18 protein-coding genes, 3 tRNA genes and 3 rRNA genes are annotated in these 26,195 nt (G+C 52.7%); 17 read left to right on the plus strand and 7 right to left on the minus strand.

All coding sequences use genetic code 11. The features are described from left to right. The first annotated feature begins 68 nt into the window (after positions 1-68). Positions 69-998 (plus strand): ribokinase, encoded by a 930-nt coding sequence (gene rbsK / locus C2U41_RS22495; protein WP_003023758.1) that lies wholly within the window; start codon positions 69-71, stop codon positions 996-998. 3 nt (positions 999-1,001) lie between these two features. Then, a complete protein-coding gene (gene rbsR / locus C2U41_RS22500; protein WP_003023757.1) occupies positions 1,002-1,994 on the plus strand; it encodes a ribose operon transcriptional repressor RbsR in 993 nt (330 codons plus the stop codon). Here rbsR and mdtD read toward each other — a convergent pair. Together mdtD and C2U41_RS22510 are read right to left on the minus strand one after the other, a co-directional pair. After that, positions 1,960-3,387 (minus strand): multidrug transporter subunit MdtD, encoded by a 1,428-nt coding sequence (gene mdtD, locus C2U41_RS22505; protein WP_003840564.1) that lies wholly within the window; start codon positions 3,385-3,387, stop codon positions 1,960-1,962. The genes rbsR and mdtD overlap by 35 nt on opposite strands. A 1-nt stretch (position 3,388) precedes the next feature. After that, positions 3,389-4,093 (minus strand): FadR/GntR family transcriptional regulator, encoded by a 705-nt coding sequence (locus C2U41_RS22510; protein ID WP_003023753.1) that lies wholly within the window; start codon positions 4,091-4,093, stop codon positions 3,389-3,391. A 478-nt stretch (positions 4,094-4,571) separates the two neighbouring features. Here C2U41_RS22510 and C2U41_RS22520 point away from each other — a divergent pair. The 6 genes from C2U41_RS22520 (at position 4,572) to C2U41_RS22545 (ending at position 9,866) form a co-directional block, all read left to right on the plus strand. Continuing rightward, positions 4,572-6,113, plus strand: a 16S ribosomal RNA gene (locus C2U41_RS22520). 84 nt (positions 6,114-6,197) lie between these two features. After that, a tRNA-Glu gene (locus C2U41_RS22525) sits at positions 6,198-6,273 on the plus strand. A 219-nt stretch (positions 6,274-6,492) separates the two neighbouring features. Then, positions 6,493-9,399: ribosomal RNA gene (locus tag C2U41_RS22530) — 23S ribosomal RNA — on the plus strand. A gap of 91 nt (positions 9,400-9,490) precedes the next feature. Then, positions 9,491-9,606, plus strand: a 5S ribosomal RNA gene (rrf, locus tag C2U41_RS22535). The 16S, 23S and 5S rRNA genes sit together here with 3 tRNA genes alongside, the layout of an rRNA operon. A gap of 55 nt (positions 9,607-9,661) precedes the next feature. Continuing rightward, a tRNA-Asp gene (locus C2U41_RS22540) sits at positions 9,662-9,738 on the plus strand. A gap of 52 nt (positions 9,739-9,790) precedes the next feature. After that, a tRNA-Trp gene (locus C2U41_RS22545) sits at positions 9,791-9,866 on the plus strand. A 99-nt stretch (positions 9,867-9,965) separates the two neighbouring features. Here C2U41_RS22545 and hdfR read toward each other — a convergent pair. Continuing rightward, positions 9,966-10,811, minus strand: coding sequence for an HTH-type transcriptional regulator HdfR (gene hdfR, locus C2U41_RS22550; protein WP_085951600.1), 846 nt, complete (start codon positions 10,809-10,811; stop codon positions 9,966-9,968). Between the two features lie 106 nt (positions 10,812-10,917). Here hdfR and maoP point away from each other — a divergent pair, with 106 nt between their 5' ends. Further along, a complete protein-coding gene (gene maoP / locus C2U41_RS22555) occupies positions 10,918-11,256 on the plus strand; it encodes a macrodomain Ori organization protein MaoP (protein WP_003018025.1) in 339 nt (112 codons plus the stop codon). A gap of 24 nt (positions 11,257-11,280) precedes the next feature. Here maoP and C2U41_RS22560 read toward each other — a convergent pair whose 3' ends face one another. Continuing rightward, complete coding sequence (locus C2U41_RS22560; protein WP_071685131.1) at positions 11,281-12,801, minus strand: YifB family Mg chelatase-like AAA ATPase; 1,521 nt, start codon at positions 12,799-12,801, stop codon at positions 11,281-11,283. 352 nt (positions 12,802-13,153) lie between these two features. Between C2U41_RS22560 and ilvL the strand changes: the two genes are divergently transcribed. The 6 genes from ilvL (at position 13,154) to ilvA (ending at position 19,706) form a co-directional block, all read left to right on the plus strand. Next, the gene (ilvL, locus tag C2U41_RS22565) at positions 13,154-13,252 is read left to right on the plus strand and encodes an ilv operon leader peptide (protein ID WP_001311244.1); all 99 of its coding nucleotides are present in this window, start codon (positions 13,154-13,156) and stop codon (positions 13,250-13,252) included. Between the two features lie 139 nt (positions 13,253-13,391). Continuing rightward, positions 13,392-15,038 carry an acetolactate synthase 2 catalytic subunit gene (gene ilvG, locus C2U41_RS22570; RefSeq protein WP_003841174.1) on the plus strand — a complete coding sequence of 549 codons (1,647 nt, stop codon included), beginning with the start codon at positions 13,392-13,394 and terminating at the stop codon, positions 15,036-15,038. After that, entirely contained in the window at positions 15,035-15,298 is a 264-nt protein-coding gene (gene ilvM / locus C2U41_RS22575) for an acetolactate synthase 2 small subunit (protein WP_003018017.1), read from the plus strand. The genes ilvG and ilvM overlap by 4 nt, the downstream gene beginning before the upstream one ends. Before the next feature lie 17 nt (positions 15,299-15,315). Further along, a complete protein-coding gene (locus tag C2U41_RS22580) occupies positions 15,316-16,245 on the plus strand; it encodes a branched-chain amino acid transaminase (RefSeq protein WP_003018014.1) in 930 nt (309 codons plus the stop codon). Between the two features lie 60 nt (positions 16,246-16,305). Then, positions 16,306-18,156: a dihydroxy-acid dehydratase gene (ilvD, locus tag C2U41_RS22585; protein ID WP_103848955.1), complete on the plus strand. Its 1,851-nt coding sequence runs from the start codon at positions 16,306-16,308 to the stop codon at positions 18,154-18,156. Between the two features lie 5 nt (positions 18,157-18,161). Continuing rightward, a complete protein-coding gene (gene ilvA, locus C2U41_RS22590; protein WP_003844611.1) occupies positions 18,162-19,706 on the plus strand; it encodes a threonine ammonia-lyase, biosynthetic in 1,545 nt (514 codons plus the stop codon). A gap of 63 nt (positions 19,707-19,769) precedes the next feature. Here ilvA and fabV read toward each other — a convergent pair whose 3' ends face one another. Both fabV and ilvY read right to left on the minus strand, forming a co-directional pair. Beyond that, positions 19,770-20,963 carry an enoyl-ACP reductase FabV gene (gene fabV / locus C2U41_RS22595; RefSeq protein ID WP_032950617.1) on the minus strand — a complete coding sequence of 398 codons (1,194 nt, stop codon included), beginning with the start codon at positions 20,961-20,963 and terminating at the stop codon, positions 19,770-19,772. Positions 20,964-21,135: 172 nt separating this feature from the next. Beyond that, on the minus strand, positions 21,136-22,038 hold the full coding sequence (gene ilvY, locus C2U41_RS22600) for an HTH-type transcriptional activator IlvY (protein ID WP_003018003.1): 903 nt from the start codon (positions 22,036-22,038) through the stop codon (positions 21,136-21,138). A gap of 164 nt (positions 22,039-22,202) precedes the next feature. Between ilvY and ilvC the strand changes: the two genes are divergently transcribed. Beyond that, positions 22,203-23,678 (plus strand): ketol-acid reductoisomerase, encoded by a 1,476-nt coding sequence (gene ilvC / locus C2U41_RS22605; protein WP_003018001.1) that lies wholly within the window; start codon positions 22,203-22,205, stop codon positions 23,676-23,678. Between the two features lie 119 nt (positions 23,679-23,797). On the opposite strand, the gene ppiC is transcribed toward ilvC, so the two are convergent. Then, positions 23,798-24,079, minus strand: a complete 282-nt coding sequence (gene ppiC / locus C2U41_RS22610) for a peptidylprolyl isomerase PpiC (protein ID WP_003017999.1) — start codon at positions 24,077-24,079, stop codon at positions 23,798-23,800. Between the two features lie 84 nt (positions 24,080-24,163). On the opposite strand from ppiC, the gene rep reads away from it, so the two are divergent. Continuing rightward, complete coding sequence (gene rep, locus C2U41_RS22615; RefSeq protein ID WP_003829018.1) at positions 24,164-26,185, plus strand: DNA helicase Rep; 2,022 nt, start codon at positions 24,164-24,166, stop codon at positions 26,183-26,185. Positions 26,186-26,195 lie beyond the last annotated feature (10 nt).

The following is a 26,195-nucleotide window of genomic DNA, read 5'->3' on the forward strand; positions in this document are numbered from 1 at the left end:
GCGTAAAAAGAAAAGCAGGGCACGCGCCACCCTAACTCGGTGGCGCACTTTGACTTGGAACACCAAATATGAAAACCGCAGGCAACCTCGTTGTTCTTGGCAGTATCAATGCCGATCACATCCTTAACCTTAACTCTTTCCCGACACCTGGTGAAACCGTAACCGGTAGTCATTATCAGGTCGCATTTGGCGGTAAAGGCGCGAATCAGGCTGTTGCTGCGGGTCGTAGTGGCGCGAATATCGCATTCATTGCCTGTACGGGCGATGATGATATTGGCGAAAGTGTGCGTAAACAGTTAGCCAAAGACAACATTGATATTGCGCCGATTAGCGTAATTTCGGGGGAATCGACCGGTGTTGCGTTGATTTTTGTGAATGGTGAAGGTGAGAACGTTATCGGCATTCATGCTGGAGCTAACGCAGCGCTTTCGCCAGCGCTGGTGGAAGCACAGCATGAGCGTATTGCGCAGGCGTCCGCTTTACTGATGCAGCTAGAGTCGCCGATCGAAAGCGTTCTGGCTGCGGCAAAGATTGCACATCAAAATAAGACCATGGTCGCCCTAAACCCGGCTCCGGCGCGTGAACTTTCTGACGAGCTGTTGGCGCTGGTAGATATTATTACCCCGAATGAAACCGAGGCTGAAAAGCTGACGGGGATCCGGGTTGAAAATGATGAAGACGCGGCCAAAGCGGCGCAGGCATTGCATGCTAAAGGAATCCATACTGTACTGATTACCTTAGGGAGTCGCGGTGTGTGGGCCAGCGTGAATGGCGAAGGTCAGCGAGTACCCGGTTTTAAAGTGGAAGCCGTTGATACTATTGCCGCCGGAGACACCTTTAATGGCGCGTTAATTACAGCGTTACTGGAAGAGACTCCACTGCCTGAAGCGATCCGTTTTGCGCATGCCGCTGCGGCGATTGCGGTTACCCGTAAAGGCGCACAGCCTTCCGTTCCGTGGCGCGAAGAAATAGAAGCGTTTTTAAGTCAACAGAGGTAACGCTTGGCTACAATGAAGGACGTCGCCCGCCTGGCGGGTGTTTCCACGTCGACGGTTTCTCACGTCATTAATAAAGATCGCTTTGTCAGTGAGTCTGTCACTGACAAAGTAGAAGCTGCGATTAAAGCGCTTAACTACGCTCCCTCCGCGCTGGCGCGTAGCCTCAAGTTAAACCAGACCCGCACAATTGGCATGTTAATCACTGCCAGTACCAATCCCTTCTATTCTGAGCTGGTGCGCGGCGTTGAACGTAGCTGTTTTGAGCGCGGCTACAGCCTGGTGCTGTGCAATACCGAAGGCGATGAACAGCGCATGAACCGTAATCTGGAAACGCTAATGCAAAAACGCGTGGATGGCTTGCTGCTGCTCTGTACGGAAACACATCAGCCTTCCAGAGAGATAATGCAGCGTTATCCTTCTATACCGACCGTGATGATGGACTGGTCGCCCTTTGATGGTGAAAGCGATCTGATTCAGGATAACTCCCTGCTGGGCGGGGATTTAGCCACGCAACATCTTATCGAAAAAGGTTTTACGCGCATTGCCTGCATCACTGGGCCGCTGGATAAAACCCCGGCGCGTTTGCGTCTGGAAGGATATCGGGCGGCAATGAAGCGGGCGGGCTTGCCTGTCCCGGAAGGCTACGAGATTACCGGTGACTTTGAGTTTGGTGGCGGCTTTGAAGCTATGCAAACGTTGCTGTCGCATAAACAGCGACCGCAGGCCGTTTTTACCGGTAATGATGCAATGGCGGTTGGCGCGTATCAGGCTCTGTACCAGTCGGGATTGCGCATTCCGCAGGATATGGCGGTGGTGGGTTATGATGATATCGAGCTGGCGCGCTATATGACGCCTCCGCTGACGACCATACATCAACCAAAAGATGAATTGGGCGAACTGGCCATCGATGTATTAATCCATCGGATGGCCCAGCCCGCATTACAACAACAGCGTTTGCAGCTTACTCCTGTTTTGATGGAGCGGGGGTCGGTTTAGGTTTGTGCCGATCTTTGATCAGGTTACGCCCATCTTTGGCTTTTAGCAGCATGAACATCAGCGCGGATATTACCGTGATAGCGCCCATCGTCATAAAGGTGTAGTGGAACTGCTCGACCGTATTGGTTCCTTCCATACCTTCATAGATACGCAGAACGGCGGCGCTGATGGCAACCCCTAAACTGATTGATAACTGCTGAGTAACGGCCAATACGCTGTTGCCGCTGCTGGCGTTTTCATCGGTCAGATCCGCAAGAGTGATAGTATTCATTGAGGTAAACTGGGTGGACATCGCCATACCTAAAATGAACAGCGGCAGGATCAGCATCCAGACCGGCATGGCAGGAGATTGCAAAGCGAACTGCGCAATCATCAGGCCGATAAAAACCGTAACACCCACCAATGTGGTCCTGTAGCCGAGTTTGCGCAGAACCTGCGTCACCATGGATTTTGCCAGAATTGAACCCAACGCCGTTGGCGCCATCATACAACCGGCTATCAGAGCCGGATATCCAAAGCCTACCTGCAACATCAGCGGCATTAAGAAGGGCACGCAGCCTGTGCCCAGGCGAGTGGCGAGGTTGCCGGCGATCCCAACAGAAAAGGTTCGAGTCTTAAATATCGGAAGAGATATAAGTGGCGTTGGGTGACGACGAGCATGGCGAATATAGGCGAGTAGTAACAACACACTGGCAAGAATAATACCGAGTGCGACCCAGGTAGCGACAAGCTTCTCACCGAACAATTCAACGCCGCTAGAAAACAACACCAGGCTCAAACCAAACAGAAAGAAACCGGTCATATCAAAACCGCGGCGTGGGGTGGTGAAGTTCGGCATATATTTGCGAGCGTAGAAGATACCGGCAATGCCAATTGGAATATTAATCAGGAAGATCCAGTGCCAACTGGCCCATGTAACCAGTACACCGCCCAATACCGGACCTAAAATCGGCCCCACAAGTCCAGGCATGGTGACGAAGTTAAGCACGGGAAGCAGTTCACTACGAGGGTAGGCACGCAATAACGCCAGACGGGCAACGGGCATCATCATGGCGCCACCGATCCCCTGAATGACACGGAAAATCACCAGCTCGCTTAGGGAGCTGGACAGCGCACAGGCCAGCGATCCCAACGTAAACAGGCTAACAGCAATCATAAAGACGCGTCGGGTACCAAATCGGTCTGCCAACCAACCACTTACCGGGATCAGCATCGCGACCGTCAGGGTATAGCTGATAATGGCCGACTGCATGGCGAGCGGAGAGCGGTTAAGACTATGTGCTATTGCGGGTAGGGCGGTATTGAGGATAGTGGCGTCTAGTGCCTGCATAAAAAAGGCCATGGCTGCTATCCACGGTAGCCCGGCCATACTACGTGATTTCTTTTCTGACATATTATTTATCCGGTAGCACGTTCGGTGCTATCAGCAATGCCTGACAAGCAGCAAAGGCGCGATCGCCATCGTTATCATCTATTGCATCGACAATGGCCTGGTGCAAATCCAGTTTCACCACATCGTTATAGGTAATAGAGGTAAAGTAGGTCTGGTAAACCGAATGGAACAGAGATGCAAAGGAAATAAGGAACGGATTCGCACTCATTTCATAGATGTGTTCATGCCAGGCGATATCAACCTCAATCCAGCGTTCGCGTCTGAAGTTTCTTTTCAGCTCGACCATCTCTTCCATCAGCGTGTTGAGGTGCGCTTTCTGTTCAGCCGTACCAATGGTCGCCGCCAGTAAACACGCCTGAGGCTCCAGGCTGATACGCATCACCAGAAAATGTTTAATGACCTGCGGGAAATTATCTTCCGTCATCCACCAGGTGAGCAGCTCCTGGTCGAGGAAGTTCCAGTTTGCTTGCGGCATGACGCGTGTGCCGATACGTGGGCGTGGTAATACCATACCTTTTGCCGTTAACGTTTTTACCGCCTCTCTTACCGCGGTGCGACTCACACCAAACTGATCGCCCAGCTCTATTTCGCCAGGCAATATAGCGCCCGGCGCGTATTCACCTTTTAATATTCGCTGAGCCAGCTTTTCGGCCAGAACGTAGGACAAGTTTTTCTGTGCGGCTAGCTGTTGGGCATTTAACGGCATGAATGTTCTTCCTTACTCTTTTTCTTATTCATTAGTATGCCACCTGGAAGTGTGATTGCGGCTGCAAAAACGGCAATTTGCTTATTTTATGGCATGTTAATGGTTGTTTTGGTGAAAAAACACGCACTCAGAAAGTTATTTTAAATTTCCCCTTGTCAGCCTGAAATAACTCCCTATAATGCGCCTCCACTGACACGGAACAACGGATTATAAGCCGCCGGGTCAGCGGGGTTCCACTGAGAACTCCGGCGAAGAAAGCGAAATTAAATGCTTGACTTCGTGGCGGGATGGCGTAATATGCACACCCCGCGCCGCTGAGAAAAAGCGAAGCGGTACTGCTCTTTAACAATTTATCAGACAATCTGTGTGGGCACTCGAAGATACGGATTCTTAACGTCGCAAGACGAAAAATGAATACCAAGTCTCTGAGTGAACATACGTAATTCGTTACGAAGTTTAATTCACGAGCATCAAACTTAAATTGAAGAGTTTGATCATGGCTCAGATTGAACGCTGGCGGCAGGCCTAACACATGCAAGTCGAACGGTAGCACAGAGGAGCTTGCTCCTTGGGTGACGAGTGGCGGACGGGTGAGTAATGTCTGGGAAACTGCCCGATGGAGGGGGATAACTACTGGAAACGGTAGCTAATACCGCATAACGTCGCAAGACCAAAGAGGGGGACCTTCGGGCCTCTTGCCATCGGATGTGCCCAGATGGGATTAGCTAGTAGGTGGGGTAACGGCTCACCTAGGCGACGATCCCTAGCTGGTCTGAGAGGATGACCAGCCACACTGGAACTGAGACACGGTCCAGACTCCTACGGGAGGCAGCAGTGGGGAATATTGCACAATGGGCGCAAGCCTGATGCAGCCATGCCGCGTGTATGAAGAAGGCCTTCGGGTTGTAAAGTACTTTCAGCGAGGAGGAAGGTGTTGTGGTTAATAACCGCAGCAATTGACGTTACTCGCAGAAGAAGCACCGGCTAACTCCGTGCCAGCAGCCGCGGTAATACGGAGGGTGCAAGCGTTAATCGGAATTACTGGGCGTAAAGCGCACGCAGGCGGTCTGTCAAGTCGGATGTGAAATCCCCGGGCTCAACCTGGGAACTGCATCCGAAACTGGCAGGCTAGAGTCTTGTAGAGGGGGGTAGAATTCCAGGTGTAGCGGTGAAATGCGTAGAGATCTGGAGGAATACCGGTGGCGAAGGCGGCCCCCTGGACAAAGACTGACGCTCAGGTGCGAAAGCGTGGGGAGCAAACAGGATTAGATACCCTGGTAGTCCACGCCGTAAACGATGTCGACTTGGAGGTTGTGCCCTTGAGGCGTGGCTTCCGGAGCTAACGCGTTAAGTCGACCGCCTGGGGAGTACGGCCGCAAGGTTAAAACTCAAATGAATTGACGGGGGCCCGCACAAGCGGTGGAGCATGTGGTTTAATTCGATGCAACGCGAAGAACCTTACCTACTCTTGACATCCAGAGAACTTAGCAGAGATGCTTTGGTGCCTTCGGGAACTCTGAGACAGGTGCTGCATGGCTGTCGTCAGCTCGTGTTGTGAAATGTTGGGTTAAGTCCCGCAACGAGCGCAACCCTTATCCTTTGTTGCCAGCGATTCGGTCGGGAACTCAAAGGAGACTGCCAGTGATAAACTGGAGGAAGGTGGGGATGACGTCAAGTCATCATGGCCCTTACGAGTAGGGCTACACACGTGCTACAATGGCATATACAAAGAGAAGCGACCTCGCGAGAGCAAGCGGACCTCATAAAGTATGTCGTAGTCCGGATTGGAGTCTGCAACTCGACTCCATGAAGTCGGAATCGCTAGTAATCGTGGATCAGAATGCCACGGTGAATACGTTCCCGGGCCTTGTACACACCGCCCGTCACACCATGGGAGTGGGTTGCAAAAGAAGTAGGTAGCTTAACCTTCGGGAGGGCGCTTACCACTTTGTGATTCATGACTGGGGTGAAGTCGTAACAAGGTAACCGTAGGGGAACCTGCGGTTGGATCACCTCCTTACCTTAAAGAACCTGCCTTTGTAGTGCTCACACAGATTGTCTGATGAAAAGTAAATAGCAAGGCGTCTTGCGATTGAGACTTCACGTCCCCTTCGTCTAGAGGCCCAGGACACCGCCCTTTCACGGCGGTAACAGGGGTTCGAATCCCCTAGGGGACGCCACTTGCTGGTATGTGTGAGTGAAAGTCGCCGACCTTAATATCTCAAAACTTACCTTCGGGTGACGTTTGAGATATTTGCTCTTTAAAAATCTGGATCAAGCTGAAAATTGAAACGACACACTGTTTCATTTCTCCGTAATAAGAAATGAAAAGCGGTGTGTTCGAGTCTCTCAAATTTTCGCAACACGATGGTGTTTTACGAAACATCTTCGGGTTGTGAGGTTAAGCGACTAAGCGTACACGGTGGATGCCCTGGCAGTCAGAGGCGATGAAGGACGTGCTAATCTGCGATAAGCGTCGGTAAGGTGATATGAACCGTTATAACCGGCGATTTCCGAATGGGGAAACCCAGTGTGATTCGTCACACTATCATTACGTGAATACATAGCGTAATGAAGCGAACCGGGGGAACTGAAACATCTAAGTACCCCGAGGAAAAGAAATCAACCGAGATTCCCCCAGTAGCGGCGAGCGAACGGGGAGCAGCCCAGAGTCTGAATCAGCTTGTGTGTTAGTGGAACGGTCTGGAAAGTCCGACGGTACAGGGTGATAGTCCCGTACACCAAAATGCACAGGTTGTGAACTCGAAGAGTAGGGCGGGACACGTGGTATCCTGTCTGAATATGGGGGGACCATCCTCCAAGGCTAAATACTCCTGACTGACCGATAGTGAACCAGTACCGTGAGGGAAAGGCGAAAAGAACCCCGGCGAGGGGAGTGAAAAAGAACCTGAAACCGTGTACGTACAAGCAGTGGGAGCCTCTTTATGGGGTGACTGCGTACCTTTTGTATAATGGGTCAGCGACTTATATTCTGTAGCAAGGTTAACCGTATAGGGGAGCCGAAGGGAAACCGAGTCTTAACTGGGCGTTAAGTTGCAGGGTATAGACCCGAAACCCGGTGATCTAGCCATGGGCAGGTTGAAGGTTGGGTAACACTAACTGGAGGACCGAACCGACTAATGTTGAAAAATTAGCGGATGACTTGTGGCTGGGGGTGAAAGGCCAATCAAACCGGGAGATAGCTGGTTCTCCCCGAAAGCTATTTAGGTAGCGCCTCGTGAATTCATCTTCGGGGGTAGAGCACTGTTTCGGCTAGGGGGTCATCCCGACTTACCAACCCGATGCAAACTGCGAATACCGAAGAATGTTATCACGGGAGACACACGGCGGGTGCTAACGTCCGTCGTGAAGAGGGAAACAACCCAGACCGCCAGCTAAGGTCCCAAAGTCATGGTTAAGTGGGAAACGATGTGGGAAGGCACAGACAGCCAGGATGTTGGCTTAGAAGCAGCCATCATTTAAAGAAAGCGTAATAGCTCACTGGTCGAGTCGGCCTGCGCGGAAGATGTAACGGGGCTAAACCATGCACCGAAGCTGCGGCAGCGACACTATGTGTTGTTGGGTAGGGGAGCGTTCTGTAAGCCGTTGAAGGTGTATCGTGAGGTATGCTGGAGGTATCAGAAGTGCGAATGCTGACATAAGTAACGATAATGCGGGTGAAAAACCCGCACGCCGGAAGACCAAGGGTTCCTGTCCAACGTTAATCGGGGCAGGGTGAGTCGACCCCTAAGGCGAGGCCGAAAGGCGTAGTCGATGGGAAACAGGTTAATATTCCTGTACTTGGTGTTACTGCGAAGGGGGGACGGAGAAGGCTATGTTAGCCGGGCGACGGTTGTCCCGGTTTAAGCATGTAGGCGGAGGTTCCAGGTAAATCCGGTACCTTTTTAACGCTGAGGTGTGATGACGAGGCACTACGGTGCTGAAGTAACAAATGCCCTGCTTCCAGGAAAAGCCTCTAAGCATCAGGTAACACGAAATCGTACCCCAAACCGACACAGGTGGTCAGGTAGAGAATACCAAGGCGCTTGAGAGAACTCGGGTGAAGGAACTAGGCAAAATGGTGCCGTAACTTCGGGAGAAGGCACGCTGATATGTAGGTGAAGTGATTTACTCATGGAGCTGAAATCAGTCGAAGATACCAGCTGGCTGCAACTGTTTATTAAAAACACAGCACTGTGCAAACACGAAAGTGGACGTATACGGTGTGACGCCTGCCCGGTGCCGGAAGGTTAATTGATGGGGTTATCCGTAAGGAGAAGCTCTTGATCGAAGCCCCGGTAAACGGCGGCCGTAACTATAACGGTCCTAAGGTAGCGAAATTCCTTGTCGGGTAAGTTCCGACCTGCACGAATGGCGTAATGATGGCCAGGCTGTCTCCACCCGAGACTCAGTGAAATTGAACTCGCTGTGAAGATGCAGTGTACCCGCGGCAAGACGGAAAGACCCCGTGAACCTTTACTATAGCTTGACACTGAACACTGGTCCTTGATGTGTAGGATAGGTGGGAGGCTTTGAAGTGTGGACGCCAGTCTGCATGGAGCCATCCTTGAAATACCACCCTTTAATGGCTGGTGTTCTAACGTGGACCCGTAATCCGGGTTGCGGACAGTGTCTGGTGGGTAGTTTGACTGGGGCGGTCTCCTCCTAAAGAGTAACGGAGGAGCACGAAGGTTAGCTAATCCTGGTCGGACATCAGGAGGTTAGTGCAAAGGCATAAGCTAGCTTGACTGCGAGAGTGACGGCTCGAGCAGGTGCGAAAGCAGGTCTTAGTGATCCGGTGGTTCTGAATGGAAGGGCCATCGCTCAACGGATAAAAGGTACTCCGGGGATAACAGGCTGATACCGCCCAAGAGTTCATATCGACGGCGGTGTTTGGCACCTCGATGTCGGCTCATCACATCCTGGGGCTGAAGTAGGTCCCAAGGGTATGGCTGTTCGCCATTTAAAGTGGTACGCGAGCTGGGTTTAGAACGTCGTGAGACAGTTCGGTCCCTATCTGCCGTGGGCGCTGGAGAATTGAGGGGGGCTGCTCCTAGTACGAGAGGACCGGAGTGGACGCATCACTGGTGTTCGGGTTGTCATGCCAATGGCATTGCCCGGTAGCTAAATGCGGAAGAGATAAGTGCTGAAAGCATCTAAGCACGAAACTTGCCCCGAGATGAGTTCTCCCTGAGACTATAAGTCTCCTGAAGGAACGTTGAAGACGACGACGTTGATAGGTCGGGTGTGTAAGTGTAGCGATACATTGAGCTAACCGATACTAATGAACCGTGAGGCTTAACCTTACAACGCCGAAGATGTTTTGGCGAAGAGACGACATTCAGCTTGATTACAGATTATATCGACATGCAAAAGCGTGTTGATAAACAGAATTTGCCTGGCGGCTGTAGCGCGGTGGTCCCACCTGACCCCATGCCGAACTCAGAAGTGAAACGCCGTAGCGCCGATGGTAGTGTGGGGTCTCCCCATGCGAGAGTAGGGAACTGCCAGGCATCAAATTGCAGTAAACCGGGATGAAGAATCCGGGTAGTGACAAAGAAATTCGGTGGAGCGGTAGTTCAGTTGGTTAGAATACCTGCCTGTCACGCAGGGGGTCGCGGGTTCGAGTCCCGTCCGTTCCGCCACTTATTAGAAAATTAAGCCTGCTACTAAGCAGGCTTAATGATAAAAAAATTTAGGGGCGTAGCTCAGTTGGTAGAGCACCGGTCTCCAAAACCGGGTGTCGCGAGTTCGAGTCTCTCCGCCCCTGCCAGAAACAATCCTTAGCATTCTTGCTAAGGATTTTTTTTATCTGCAATTTGCGCTGTGCCTTCCAATTGTTTTATTCCCGGCATCCTTGCCCGTATTTTCTTTAATCTTCCAGAATATTCGTTCTCAGCAAGTCGCAAATCAGTGCATGTTTATCGCTGTTTTGCAGCCAAACTGCATATAACGGGCGCGAAAGGGTTGTACTGTCACTAACCGTATGGAGATCGCTTTTACCTTTAGCCCAACTGACCGGAAGCCAGCTAAAGCCTCTAAGGACTGAAAGTTGCTGCCTGGCCAATTCTGCCGAACTGGTGGTGAGTACCGGCACTTCATCTCCCGCAATCAATCCCGCTTCGTGTTGCTGAAAGTCAGGTCCCCATTCCAGACGCAGATAATTCAGTTCATCCTTGGTTTGCGAAGGAGAGCTGCAATAGAGCGCCAGCGTGAAATATCCCAACAGTTGGCTGCTAAATTCGTCCATTTTGGGCGTTTCGGTAGTAATCAGTAGATCAAGCTGTCGTTCATGGAGCTGTTTTACTAACGACTGTCGCTGAGCGATCCTCGCTTCAAACTGCAGGCTGGATTGCGGCTCCTGGGATTGGTACAAACGCCCCAGCCAGCCATTAAGCATGCATTCCCAGAGGGATGCGCTGGCACCAATAGAAAACTCGTTATGCCGCGAGGTATTCGCAACCTCCTTACGTGCGGCTTGCCACGTATTCATCAGCGTTTCAGCGTAAGGCAGTAATTTTTCACCTGCAGCGGTTAAACGGATATTGTTTCTGTGTCGGGTGAACAGGTTTACACCCAATTGATTTTCCAGTTGTCTGATCCGGAAACTAACCGCTGATTGGGTCAGATAGAGCGCTTCAGCAGCCCTGCCAAAGTGGCGTGTCCGGCTAACTTCCAGGAAAGTTTTTAACAATTCCGTATCCACAACTCGCTCCATAAAATTATTTGTCGTTATGATTTAAATCTTTTGTTTGACGCTCTGTCAAGCGTAACTAATACTCCGCGCCATAAATAGCTCGGCCAAAGAATTAGGAGCGTGCAGGATGGCGGAAAGCTTTACGACGACTAATCGATATTTCGATAATAAATATTATCCCCGCGGATTCTCCCGTCATGGTGATTTCACCATTAAAGAAGCACAACTGCTTGAGCGTCACGGTTATGCTTTCAATGAGCTGGATCTGGGCAAGCGTGAGCCGGTAACGGAAGAAGAAAAACTGTTTGTTGCGGTATGCCGTGGTGAGCGCGAACCGGTTACCGAAGCTGAACGTGTGTGGTCCAAATACATGACGCGCATTAAGCGTCCAAAACGCTTCCACACGCTGTCTGGTGGGAAACCTCAGGTGGAAGGTGCGGAAGACTACACCGAATCTGATGATTAATAAAAAAGGGCGAAAGCCCTTTTTTTATGCCAGTAGTTTCTGCAAATGAATGAGTAATCTGTCTATCGCCCGATACCCAACAGCCTCCTGTAAGTGCTGGCGAGAGATATGGTCAGATTGTTCTATATCCGCGATCGTTCGAGCAACCTTTATTAGGCGTAACCAGGCGCGGATGGATAATCCGAGATGCGCGAGCGTTTCTTCAAGCCACTGTGCATCGTCACTGCGCAGTGGACAGTATTTATTGATATCCTGACTGTCCAGATGCGCGTTTAACTTATTTTGTCGTCGATACTGACGATCTCGCGCTGCCATAACACGTTGCTTCACCGTTGCGCTATCTTCCCCTTTTACCTGGTTCTGGCTGAGTATCCCGGGCGGTGGCAAAGGGATTTCGAGAGAGAGATCGAAGCGGTCAAGAAATGGACCTGATAATCGATTGAGGTAGCGTAGCGTCTGCTCTGGGGTACAGCGGTTATGGTTCCCCTGATAATGGCCTGTTGGGCTGGGATTCATGGCGGCTATGAGTTGAAAGCGAGCGGGATAGGTGATTTTTGCTCTGGTGCGGGATAGATGTATCTGTCCGGACTCAATGGGTTCGCGCAGTGCATCCAGTGTGCGCCGCTCAAACTCGGGTAGTTCATCCAGAAATAGTATGCCGTTATGCGCCAGAGAGATCTCGCCTGGCGCAGGAATAGAGCCTCCACCGACCATGGCGGTTAATGAAGCACTGTGATGCGGAGAGCGAAAAGGGCGTTGTTTCCACTGTTTCTGTAGCGTGTCGGAATTGACCAGACTAAGAATCGCGGCGCTTTCCAGTGCCTCATCGTTACTCAGTGGCGGAAGCAATCCTCTCAGGCGACTGGCCAGCATAGTCTTACCCGTACCCGGAGGGCCGATGAGTATGAGGTTATGACCGCCAGCTGCGGTAAGCTCCAGCCCGCGTTTACCCTGTTCCTGGCCGATAACATCGCTCAGATCATCTGCTAATGCGCAGGGGATAAAATCTGCTGATGATGGTCTGTCTAAATCATGCTTACCTTCGAGGAATGCGCATACTGCCTGTAGATGATCGGCTATGAGGCACCCTTCACCCTGTATTAGTCCAACTTCAGCTGCATTCTCTTTTGCGACAATAATTCTCCTGCCTGCGCGAATGGCTTCGGTTGCACTTGATATCGCACCGGGAACGCCGCGTAACGCACCTGTAAGCGCTAATTCGCCTACCAGCTCATATGTATCGAGATTATGGGTAGTAAGCTGCTCAGAAGCGGCCAGAAGCGCAACTGCGATAGGTAAATCATATCGTCCCCCTTCTTTTGGGAGATCGGCAGGAGCGAGGTTTATGGTTATCTTCTTTGCCGGGAATTCATAACCGCTATTAATTACCGCACTGCGAACCCGATCGCGGGCCTCTTTTACCGTTGTTTCGGGTAATCCCACCATGGTTAAACCAGGCAAACCATTGCTGATATGTACCTCGATGGTAATGGCTGGCGCATTCACGCCCAGCGCAGCGCGTGTGTGAACAATCGATAGTGACATAAGCCCTCCTGATGAAAGCATTATGTCGCAATACATCGCTGCAAGATTTCACATAATTACGGTTTTTAGAGGCTTATTCCCGTATTTTTATGTGGCTCAACACTGATTACATTAAGTCTGGAATAGCGCTCGCAAACGCTTTTGCATGGCGTTTTTAGTAGGGAGTGGGTTGCCGAGAATCACCTGAAACGTGAAATATTTTCACCTTTGATTTTTTGTTTAAAAAACAACGATATTTATCTAAACCGTTAACGTCGTCAGAAAAACGAATAAAAAAATATCTTGTGTCATTTGCAAATTCTATGGTAACTCTTTAGGTATTCCTTCGAACAAGATGCAAGAAAATACAAAAATGACAGCCCTTCTACGAGTGATTAGCCTGGTCGTGATTAGCGTGGTGGTGATTATTATCCCACCGTGCGGGGCTGCACTTGGACGAGGAAAGGCTTAGAAAACAAGCCTTAACGAACTAAGACCCCCGCACCGAAAGGTCCGGGGTTTTTTTTTGACCTTAAAAACATACACGAGGAGCAGAAAGTGAACGGTAGCATAAAATTCTGTTTCTCAAGATTTACGGCGGGGATGTAACTATGAATGGGGCACAGTGGGTGGTACATGCGTTGCGTGCACAAGGGGTTCAAACCGTCTTTGGTTATCCTGGTGGCGCAATTATGCCGGTTTACGATGCGTTATATGACGGCGGCGTAGAACACCTGTTGTGCCGACACGAGCAGGGCGCGGCAATGGCAGCAATTGGCTATGCCCGTGCGACCGGTAAAACCGGCGTGTGTATCGCCACTTCCGGGCCTGGTGCTACCAACCTGATCACGGGCCTTGCCGATGCGCTGTTAGATTCAGTTCCTGTGGTGGCGATCACCGGCCAGGTGGCATCATCTTTCATCGGAACGGATGCGTTCCAGGAAGTGGACGTTCTGGGTATGTCTCTGTCCTGCACCAAACACAGTTTCCTGGTGCAGTCACTGGAAGAGCTGCCGCGCATCATGGCTGAAGCTTTTGCTGTGGCGAATTCCGGTCGTCCGGGGCCGGTTCTGGTTGATATCCCGAAAGACATCCAATTGGCCAGCGGTACGCTGGAGCCGTATTTTACGACAGTCAAAAACGTAGAGGTTTTCCCGCACGCTGACGTTGAGCAGGCGCGTAAAATGCTGGCACAAGCGCAGAAACCTATCCTGTACGTAGGTGGCGGCGTTGGTATGGCGCAGGCGGTCCCGGCCCTGCGTGAATTTATCGCGGTAACCCAAATGCCGGTCGCCTGCACGTTGAAGGGGCTGGGCGCAGTAGAGGCTGACTACCCATACTATTTGGGTATGTTGGGAATGCACGGCACTAAAGCGGCAAATTTCGCGGTGCAAGAATGTGATTTACTGATTGCAGTGGGCGCGCGTTTTGATGACCGGGTAACCGGCAAGCTGAATACCTTCGCACCAAACGCCAGCGTGATCCACATGGATATCGACCCTGCGGAAATGAACAAGCTGCGCCAGGCGCACGTAGCATTGCAGGGTGATTTAAATTCTCTGCTGCCGGCATTGCAGCAATCGCTGAAGATTGACGCATGGCGTCAGCATAGTGCTGAACTGCGCACAGAGCATACCTGGCGCTATGATCATCCCGGTGAGGCTATCTACGCGCCACTGTTGTTGAAGCAGTTGTCCGATCGCAAACCCGCGGACAGCGTAGTGACAACGGATGTTGGCCAGCATCAGATGTGGTCGGCGCAGCATATGACCTACACCCGCCCGGAAAATTTTATCACCTCGAGCGGCCTGGGCACGATGGGCTTTGGCTTGCCAGCAGCGGTTGGCGCGCAGGTTGCTCGCCCGAACGATACGGTAATCTGTATCTCCGGTGACGGTTCCTTCATGATGAATGTACAGGAGCTCGGCACCGTAAAACGCAAGCAGTTGCCGCTGAAGATAGTTTTACTCGACAACCAGCGGTTAGGCATGGTGCGACAATGGCAGCAGCTGTTTTTCCAGGAACGTTATAGCGAAACTACCCTTACCGATAACCCCGATTTCCTCATGTTGGCCAGCGCCTTCGGCATACCAGGTCAACACATCACCCGTAAAGACCAGGTTGAAGCGGCACTCGACACCATGCTGAACAGCGAGGGGCCATACCTGCTTCATGTCTCAATCGACGAACTTGAGAATGTCTGGCCTCTGGTACCGCCAGGTGCCAGTAACTCAGAAATGCTGGAGAAATTATCATGATGCAACATCAGGTCGCCGTTGAGGCTCGGTTCAATCCGGAAACGTTAGAACGTGTTTTACGCGTGGTACGCCATCGCGGTTTTCAGGTGTGCTCCATGAATATGGAAGCCGCTAGCGATGCGCAGAATATAAATATCGAATTGACCGTTGCCAGCCCCCGGTCGGTCGACTTACTGTTTAGTCAGTTAAGTAAACTGGTAGACGTTGCACATGTTGCTATCTGCCAGAGCACAACCACATCACAACAAATCCGCGCCTGAGCGCAAAAGGAAGAAAAATGACGACGAAAAAAGCTGATTACATTTGGTCTAATGGCGAGATGATTCGTTGGGAAGACGCTAAGGTTCACGTGATGTCCCACGCGCTGCACTACGGTACTTCTGTATTTGAAGGCATCCGTTGCTACGATTCTCACAAAGGGCCGGTGGTGTTCCGTCATCGCGAACATATGCAGCGTCTGCGTGATTCAGCCAAGATCTATCGTTTTCCGGTTTCTCAGAGCGTTGATGAGTTGATGGAAGCTTGCCGTGAGGTGATTCGTAAAAACAATCTGACCAGCGCCTATATCCGTCCGCTGGTGTTTGTTGGCGACGTGGGGATGGGCGTTAACCCGCCAGCGGGATACACCACTGACGTGATCATCGCTGCGTTCCCGTGGGGCGCTTACCTTGGTGCTGAAGCGCTGGAACAGGGGATCGACGCGATGGTTTCTTCCTGGAACCGCGTTGCGCCGAACACCATCCCTACAGCGGCTAAAGCGGGCGGTAACTATCTGTCTTCGCTGCTGGTGGGTAGTGAAGCGCGTCGTCATGGCTATCAGGAAGGCATTGCCCTGGATGTGAATGGTTACATCTCTGAAGGCGCGGGTGAAAACCTGTTTGAAGTAAAAGACGGCATTCTGTTTACCCCGCCGTTTACCTCTTCTGCACTGCCGGGTATCACCCGTGACGCGATCATTAAGCTGGCGAAAGATCTCGATATCGAAGTGCGTGAGCAGGTGCTGTCCCGTGAATCGCTGTACCTGGCCGACGAAGTGTTCATGTCCGGTACCGCGGCCGAAATCACCCCAGTACGCAGCGTCGATGGTATCCAGGTGGGCGAAGGCCGCTGCGGTCCGGTCACCAAACGCATCCAGCAGGCCTTCTTTGGCCTCTTCACTGGTGAAACGGAAGATAAATACGGCTGGTTGGATCAGGTTAATCAATAAACATAAATTTGGGACGGCACGCACCGTCCCAATTATTAGACAGACGGGAGTTAATCAAGCATGCCTAAGTATCGTTCTGCTACCACCACCCACGGCCGCAATATGGCGGGTGCCCGCGCACTGTGGCGCGCCACCGGGATGACCGATGATGATTTCGGTAAACCGATTATCGCTGTGGTGAACTCTTTTACCCAGTTTGTGCCGGGTCACGTCCACCTGCGCGATCTCGGTAAACTGGTTGCCGAACAAATCGAAGCCTCAGGCGGCGTGGCGAAAGAGTTCAACACCATTGCTGTGGATGATGGTATCGCCATGGGGCACGGTGGCATGCTGTATTCACTGCCGTCGCGCGAGCTGATTGCTGACTCCGTTGAGTACATGGTTAACGCCCACTGCGCCGATGCGATGGTCTGTATCTCTAACTGCGACAAAATCACCCCTGGGATGTTAATGGCCTCTTTGCGCCTGAATATTCCGGTGATCTTTGTTTCCGGCGGTCCGATGGAAGCCGGGAAAACCAAGCTCTCTGACCAAATCATCAAGCTCGACCTGGTTGATGCGATGATTCAGGGTGCTGACCCGAAAGTCTCCGACTCACAAAGCGAGCAGGTTGAACGTTCCGCCTGTCCAACCTGCGGCTCCTGCTCCGGCATGTTCACCGCCAACTCGATGAACTGCCTGACCGAAGCGCTGGGCCTGTCGCAGCCGGGTAACGGTTCGCTGTTGGCGACTCACGCCGACCGTAAAACGCTGTTCCTTAACGCGGGTAAACGCATCGTCGAGCTGACCAAACGCTATTACGAGCAGGATGATGCCTCCGCCCTGCCGCGCAACATTGCCAGTAAAGCGGCGTTTGAGAACGCCATGACGCTGGATATCGCCATGGGCGGCTCCACCAACACCGTTCTGCACCTGCTGGCGGCCGCACAGGAAGCGGAAATCGACTTCACCATGAGTGATATCGACAAGCTGTCCCGCAAAGTCCCACAGCTGTGTAAAGTGGCGCCGAGCACGCAGAAATACCATATGGAAGACGTGCACCGCGCAGGCGGCGTACTGGGTATTTTAGGCGAACTGGATCGTGCCGGACTGCTGAACCGCGACGTGAAAAACGTGCTGGGTCTGACTCTGCCGCAAACGCTTGATCGGTATGACGTGATGTTGACCAAAGACGACGCGGTGAAAAAAATGTTCCGCGCCGGACCGGCGGGCATCCGTACCACCCAGGCGTTCTCGCAGGACTGCCGTTGGGATACGCTGGATGACGACCGCGCTGAAGGCTGCATCCGCTCGCTGGAACATGCTTACAGCAAAGACGGCGGTCTTGCAGTCCTGTACGGTAACTTTGCGGAAAACGGCTGTATCGTAAAAACTGCAGGCGTGGATGACAGTATCCTGAAATTCACCGGCCCGGCAAAAGTGTATGAAAGCCAGGACGATGCGGTTGAAGCAATCCTCGGCGGTAAAGTGGTGGCTGGCGACGTGGTTGTCATTCGCTACGAAGGGCCGAAAGGCGGGCCAGGCATGCAGGAAATGCTCTACCCAACCACCTTCCTGAAATCGATGGGCCTCGGCAAGGCTTGTGCGCTGATTACCGATGGTCGTTTCTCCGGCGGTACTTCGGGGCTTTCCATCGGTCACGTTTCTCCGGAAGCCGCCAGCGGCGGTAATATCGCGATTATCGAAGATGGTGACATGATTGCCATTGATATCCCGAATCGTGGTATTCAACTGCAACTGAGTGATGCGGAAATCGCTGCGCGCCGTGAAGCGCAGGAAGTTCGCGGTGACAAAGCCTGGACGCCAAAAGATCGTCAACGTCAGGTCTCCTTTGCACTGCGCGCCTATGCCAGCCTGGCAACCAGTGCCGACAAAGGTGCGGTGCGCGATAAGTCGAAGCTCGGGGGATAATGACCATGGCGGATTCACAACCTCTATCCGGTGCTCCTGAGGGCGCTGAGTATCTCAGAGCGGTACTGCGTGCGCCGGTATACGAAGCGGCACAGGTAACGCCGCTACAGAAAATGGAAAAGCTCTCTTCGCGCCTCGATAACGTCATTCTGGTGAAGCGCGAAGACCGTCAACCCGTTCACAGCTTCAAGCTACGCGGTGCCTATGCCATGATGGCGGGCTTGACCGAAGAGCAAAAAGCGCATGGGGTCATCACCGCATCGGCGGGTAATCATGCTCAGGGTGTCGCGTTCTCTTCTGCGCGATTAGGCGTGAAGGCGCTGATTGTCATGCCAACGGCTACCGCCGATATCAAAGTCGATGCCGTTCGCGGCTTCGGCGGAGAAGTGCTGCTGCACGGCGCGAATTTTGATGAAGCCAAAGCCAAAGCGATTGAACTGTCACAGCAGCAGGGTTTTACCTGGGTTCCACCGTTTGATCATCCGATGGTGATTGCCGGGCAGGGCACGCTGGCGCTGGAGCTGCTCCAGCAGGACGCTCATCTCGATCGCGTATTCGTGCCTGTTGGTGGTGGCGGATTAGCGGCAGGTGTTGCGGTGCTGATTAAACAGCTGATGCCGCAAATCAAAGTGATTGCCGTGGAAGCGGAAGATTCGGCCTGCCTGAAAGCAGCGCTGGATGCTGGTCATCCGGTGGATCTGCCGCGTGTGGGTCTCTTTGCCGAAGGCGTAGCGGTGAAACGTATTGGCGATGAAACCTTCCGTCTGTGCCAGGAATATCTCGACGATATTATCACTGTCGATAGCGATGCTATTTGTGCGGCAATGAAAGACCTGTTCGAGGATGTACGTGCGGTGGCTGAGCCTTCCGGGGCGCTGGCGCTGGCGGGGATGAAAAAATACATCGCCCAGCACAATATTCGCGGTGAACGTCTGGCGCATGTTCTTTCCGGCGCTAACGTTAACTTCCACGGCCTGCGCTACGTTTCCGAACGTTGCGAGCTGGGCGAACAGCGTGAAGCGTTGCTGGCGGTGACGATTCCGGAAGAGAAGGGCAGCTTCCTGAAGTTCTGCCAGCTGCTGGGCGGGCGTTCGGTGACCGAGTTCAATTATCGCTTTGCTGACGCCAAAGATGCCTGCATCTTCGTGGGCGTGCGGCTGAGCCGCGGCGTTGAGGAGCGTAAGGAAATCCTTAGCCTACTCAAAGATGGCGGTTACAGCGTGGTGGATCTGTCAGACGATGAAATGGCCAAGTTGCATGTGCGCTATATGGTCGGTGGCCGTCCTTCTAAGCCGTTGCAAGAGCGCCTTTATAGCTTTGAGTTCCCGGAATCGCCGGGTGCGCTGCTGAAGTTCCTCTACACCCTGGGAACGCACTGGAATATCTCGCTATTCCACTACCGTAGCCACGGTACCGACTACGGCCGTGTACTGGCGGCGTTTGAGCTGGGCGATAACGAACCGGACTTCGAAACCCGGCTCAATGAACTGGGCTATGAGTGCCACGACGAGACCCATAACCCGGCGTTCAGGTTCTTCCTGGCGGGTTAACAACAGCCATTAAAAAAGGGTTCATGTAAAAACATGAACCCTTTTTGCTACTGTATCAGCAGATTACAGCGTGATAACGTCGAATTCGACTTCGGTATTCACGTCAGCGTCGTAATCCACGCCGTCGAGGCCAAAACCGAACAGGTTCAGGAATTCTTGCTTGTAGCCTGCATAATCGGTTTCTTGCGCCAGGTTTTCGGTGGTGATCAGCGGCCACAGGTCGCGACATGCCTGCTGAATGTCATCACGCAGTTCCCAGTCATCCATACGGATACGCTGGTTGTCATCAAGCGCCACTTTGTCACCGTACAGGCTGGTGGTCATCAGACGGTTGATTTGCTCGATACAACCTTCATGAATCCCCTGTGCTTTCATCAGCTTGAAGACCATGGAGATGTACAGCGGCATCACTGGAATGGCGGAAGACGCCTGGGTGATTACGGATTTCAGTACGGCAACGTTCGCAGAGCCGTGCAGCGGAGCCAGCTGGTTACGCAGTTCGCCCGCGGCGCGATCGAGATCTTCTTTCGCTTTGCCCAGCGCGCCGTGCCAGTAGATTGGCCAGGTCAGGTCGGTACCGATGTAGGAGTAGGCTACGGTTTTCACGCCGTCAGCCAGCACGCCAGCTTCGCTCAGCGCGCCCATCCACAGTTCCCAGTCTTCTCCGCCCATTACGGTAACGGTGTTCTGCACTTCTTCTTCGGTTGCCGGCTCAATGCTGGCGGTGATGATCTGATCTTTGTTGGTATCGATCGCTTTAGAAGTGTAAACCTCACCGATTGGCTTCAGCGCAGAACGGACGATTTCACCGGTTTTCGGCATTTTACGCACTGGGGAAGCCAGTGAATAAACGACCAGGTCAATCTGACCCAGGTCTTCTTTTATCAGTTTGATCACTTCATCACGGCATTCGTCAGAGAACGCATCGCCGTTGATGCTTTTGGCGTACAGACCTTCACGCTTAGCTGCTTCATCGAAAGCGGCAGAGTTATACCAGCCCGCGGAGCCCGGTTTGGTATCCGTGCCCGGTTTTTCGAAAAATACGCCGATAGTGGCGGCTCCGCTGCCAAAGGCGGCAGAAATTCTGGAAGCCAGACCGTAACCGGTGGAAGCACCGATCACCAGCACGCGGGACGGGCCGTTCTCGATTTTCCCGTTCTGCTTAACATACTCGATCTGCTTTTCCACGTTGACTTTGCAGCCAGTCGGATGGGTCGTTGTACAGATGAATCCACGAATTTTTGGTTTGATTATCATAATGATGGCTAATTAAGTTTGTATTTTCGCTGTCAAGTGCGCAATGACACCGTCTGTTCTGGCCTGCTTAACGCGATGGTTAACAAGCCCCCCACTACAATGGATCACGACATTATACAGAAAAGGAGCGCCAATACTGAATCTACCACTGATTTTAGGCCTGACGCTGGAGCTAGTCGGCAGATTTACGTTCCAGAACAATCTTCCAGAACGCGTCGATCAGCGGTTCATGCAGCCGCTTTTTCGGCGCGCAGACGCCCAGTTCGAACGGCGTTTTCTCGTCGCTGCGTTCTAAAATCATCACGCGGTTACGTACCGGCTCCGGGCTGTTTTCCAGCACCACTTCCGGCAGCAGCGCCACGCCGCAGCCCAGCGCCACCATTGAGACCATCGCTTCATGACCGCCTACCGTAGCGTAAATCGATGGGTTGCTGATTTTGTGACGGCGGAACCACAGCTCAATGCGGCGGCGGACCGGCCCCTGGTCGGCCATGATAAACGGCACCGTCGACCAGTCGGGTTTCTCGACGGAAACCTGATTACGCACCGGGCAGGGCAGCGCCGGGGCGATCAGCACCACCGTCAGATTCTCCAGCATCGAGAAAGCTACCGCGCCGGGTAGTGTCTCGGGCTTACCGGCAATCGCCAGATCGGCTTCACCAGTGACCACTTTGTCCATCGCATCGGCGGCGTCGCCGGTGGTGAGCTTAATTTCCACCGATGGATGCTCGGCGCGGAAACGATCGAGAATGGGTGGCAGATGGCTGTATGCCGCAGTTACCGAACAGAAAATATGCAGTTCGCCTGACAGCGACGGCCCTTGTTGATCGAGGGTGTGGCGCAGTTGCTGGTATTGCAGCAGCGTCTGTTGGGCGAATACGCGCAGCTCTTCGCCCGCTTCGGTCAGCGTGACCGTGCGGTTATCGCGCACAAACAGCGGCTGGCCGAGATCTTCTTCCAGGCGCTGAATCTGGCGCGAAAGCGTGGAGGGGCTGACGTGCATTGCCCGTGCGCTGCGGCCAAAGTGGCGACTTTCCGCCAGATGCAGGAACATTTTCAGATCGCGTAAATCCACAGACGAGCCTCCGATTTTCTACGTTGCATAAATTGCAATGTGACGTTGTGAATATATCAATTTCCGCAATAAATTTCCTGTTGTAATGTGGATTCAATCTCGCAAATACAAATCTGCGAACCGAATAATAAGCACCACAACATAACATCACGGAGTACACCATCATGGCTAACTACTTTAATACACTGAACCTGCGCCAGCAGCTGGCACAGCTGGGTAAATGTCGCTTTATGGGCCGCGACGAATTCGCCGATGGTGCGAGCTACCTTCAGGGTAAAAAAGTGGTCATCGTCGGCTGTGGCGCTCAGGGTCTGAACCAGGGCCTGAACATGCGTGACTCCGGTCTGGATATCTCCTACGCACTGCGTAAAGAAGCCATTGCTGAGAAGCGTGCTTCCTGGCGTAAAGCGACCGAAAACGGCTTCAAAGTGGGTACCTACGAAGAGCTGATCCCGCAGGCGGACCTGGTCGTTAACCTGACCCCGGACAAACAGCACTCCGACGTGGTGCGCTCCGTACAGCCGCTGATGAAAGATGGCGCGGCGCTGGGCTACTCCCACGGCTTCAACATCGTCGAAGTGGGCGAGCAGATCCGTAAAGACATCACCGTTGTGATGGTGGCACCGAAGTGCCCGGGTACTGAAGTTCGTGAAGAGTACAAACGTGGCTTCGGTGTACCGACCCTGATCGCCGTTCACCCGGAAAACGATCCGAAAGGAGAAGGCATGGCGATTGCTAAAGCCTGGGCTGCGGCCACCGGTGGTCACCGTGCGGGCGTGCTGGAGTCCTCCTTCGTTGCGGAAGTGAAATCTGATCTGATGGGTGAGCAGACTATCCTGTGCGGTATGCTGCAGGCAGGTTCTCTGCTGTGCTTCGATAAGCTGGTGGAAGAAGGTACTGACCCGGCATATGCTGAAAAACTGATTCAGTTCGGCTGGGAAACCATCACTGAAGCGCTGAAGCAGGGCGGCATCACCCTGATGATGGACCGTCTGTCTAACCCGGCGAAACTGCGTGCTTACGCGCTGTCCGAACAGCTGAAAGAGATTATGGCGCCGCTGTTCCAGAAACACATGGACGACATCATTTCCGGCGAATTCTCTTCCGGCATGATGGCTGACTGGGCTAACGACGATAAGAAACTGCTGACCTGGCGTGAAGAGACCGGTAAAACCGCGTTCGAAACCGCTCCGCAGTTTGAAGGTAAAATCGGTGAGCAGGAGTACTTCGATAAAGGCGTTCTGATGATTGCGATGGTGAAAGCGGGCGTTGAACTGGCGTTCGAAACCATGGTTGATTCCGGCATCATCGAAGAATCTGCGTACTACGAATCACTGCACGAGCTGCCGCTGATCGCGAATACCATCGCCCGTAAGCGTCTGTACGAAATGAACGTGGTTATCTCCGATACCGCAGAATACGGCAACTACCTGTTCTCTTACGCTTGCGTACCGCTGCTGAAAGAGTTCATGACCACCCTGCAGACCGGCGACCTGGGCAAAGCGATTGCCGAAGGTGCGGTAGACAACGCGCAGCTGCGCGACGTGAACGAAGCAATCCGTAGCCACGCTATCGAGCAGGTTGGTAAGAAACTGCGCGGTTACATGACCGATATGAAACGCATTGCCGTTGCTGGCTAAATAGGATGTCGGGTGGCGCTTGCGCTTACCCGACCTACGCACAGCAGATGTAAGCCGGATAAGGCGTAGCCGCCATCCGGCAAAAAAATCCCGGTGCCTGAACGCTCCGGGATTTTTTATTAGTTACGGTACAGTACTTTAATTATGTGGTAACCAAACTGAGTGTGCAGCGGGCCGGTTGGCTCCAGCACTGGGCAGGAAAAGACCACTTTGTCGAACGCCGGAACCATCTGGCCCTGACGGAATTCACCTAAATCACCGCCGCGTTTGCCTGATGGGCAGATAGAGTGTTTCTTCGCCAGTTTGCCGAAGTCTGCGCCGTTTTTAATCTGTTCCAGAAGATCCAGTGCCAGTTTCTCTTCTTTAACAAGGATATGCACTGCTGCTGCTGTTTTTGCCATGATCGTGCCTTGAGTGGGGTGGTTAAGGCTGGCTATACTACCACGCTGTTATTCTCCCCTCCCGACTTTCATGAGTGACCCTTTATGCGTTTGAACCCCGGACAACAACAAGCCGTCGAATTCGTCACCGGACCTTGCCTGGTGCTGGCGGGAGCGGGTTCCGGCAAGACGCGTGTTATCACCAACAAAATCGCCCATCTGATCCGGGAATGTGGTTATCAGGCACGCCATATTGCAGCCGTGACCTTTACCAATAAGGCTGCGCGCGAGATGAAAGAGCGCGTGGCGCAAACGCTGGGTCGTAAAGAGGCGCGTGGGTTGATGATCTCCACCTTCCACACCCTGGGACTGGATATCATTAAGCGTGAATATGCGGCGCTGGGGATGAAGTCTAACTTCTCGTTGTTTGACGATACTGACCAGGTGGCCTTGCTCAAGGAACTGACCGAAGGGCTAATCGAAGACGATAAGCTTATCCTCCAGCAGTTGATCTCGACGATCTCCAACTGGAAAAACGATCTGATGACTCCGGCACAGGCGGCAGCCAGTGCAAAGGGTGAGCGCGATCGTATTTTTGCCCACTGCTATGGTCTGTATGACGCGCATATGAAGGCGTGTAACGTCCTCGATTTTGACGATCTGATCCTGCTTCCCACGCTGCTGCTACAGCGCAATGAAGAAGTGCGTGAGCGCTGGCAAAACAGAATCCGCTACCTGCTGGTGGATGAATATCAGGATACCAACACCAGCCAGTACGAGCTGGTGAAGTTGCTGGTAGGTAAACGCGCGCGCTTTACCGTCGTGGGCGATGACGATCAGTCGATCTACTCCTGGCGCGGCGCCCGTCCACAGAACCTGGTACTGTTAAGCAAAGATTTTCCGGCTTTGCAGGTGGTGAAGCTGGAGCAAAACTACCGTTCATCAGGTCGCATCCTGAAGGCGGCGAACATCCTTATTGCGAACAATCCACACGTCTTTGAAAAGCGACTCTTTTCCGAGTTGGGTTACGGTGCTGAACTGAAGGTACTGAGTGCCAATAATGAAGAGCACGAAGCGGAACGCGTGACCGGGGAATTAATAGCCCATCATTTTGTGAACAAGACGCAATATAAAGACTACGCCATCCTGTATCGCGGTAATCATCAGTCGCGCGTGTTCGAAAAGTTTCTAATGCAGAACCGTATCCCGTACAAAATTTCCGGCGGAACGTCGTTCTTCTCGCGTCCGGAGATTAAAGATCTGCTGGCCTATCTGCGCGTGCTGAGCAACCCGGATGACGATAGCGCATTTTTGCGGATCGTAAACACGCCAAAACGTGAAATCGGCCCGGCCACGCTGCAAAAGTTGGGGGAATGGGCGATGACACGTAATAAAAGCCTGTTTACCGCCAGCTTTGATATGGGGCTTAGCCAGACACTGACCGGGCGCGGGTATGATTCTCTGACTCGCTTTACGCACTGGCTGGGGGAAATTCAGCGTCTGGCGGAGCGTGAGCCGGTTGCCGCTGTGCGCGATCTTATCCACGGTATTGATTACGAATCCTGGCTGTATGAAACCTCGCCGAGCCCGAAAGCGGCTGAAATGCGTATGAAAAACGTCAATACGCTGTTCAGTTGGATGACGGAGATGCTGGAAGGCAGTGAGCTGGAAGAGCCAATGACCCTGACCCAGGTTGTTACCCGCTTTACCCTACGCGACATGATGGAACGTGGAGAGAGTGAAGAAGAGCTGGATCAGGTGCAATTGATGACACTGCATGCCTCAAAAGGGCTGGAGTTCCCATACGTGTTTATGGTGGGAATGGAAGAAGGATTTTTGCCGCACCAGAGCAGTATCGATGAAGACAATATCGACGAAGAACGTCGTCTGGCTTATGTAGGGATTACGCGTGCACAAAAAGAGCTCATCTTCACGCTATGTAAAGAGCGTCGTCAGTACGGTGAGCTGGTGCGTCCGGAACCGAGTCGTTTCCTTCTGGAGCTGCCACAGGATGACGTTATCTGGGAGCAAGAGCGAAAAGTGGTGAGCGCAGAGGAGCGGATGCAAAAAGGGCAGGCCAGCATCGCTAATATTCGGGCAATGATGGCGAAAGCTAAAGCGAAGTAGGTATTTTATG

Source organism: Citrobacter freundii complex sp. CFNIH4, assembly GCF_002934505.1.
GTDB lineage: Bacteria > Pseudomonadota > Gammaproteobacteria > Enterobacterales > Enterobacteriaceae > Citrobacter > Citrobacter freundii.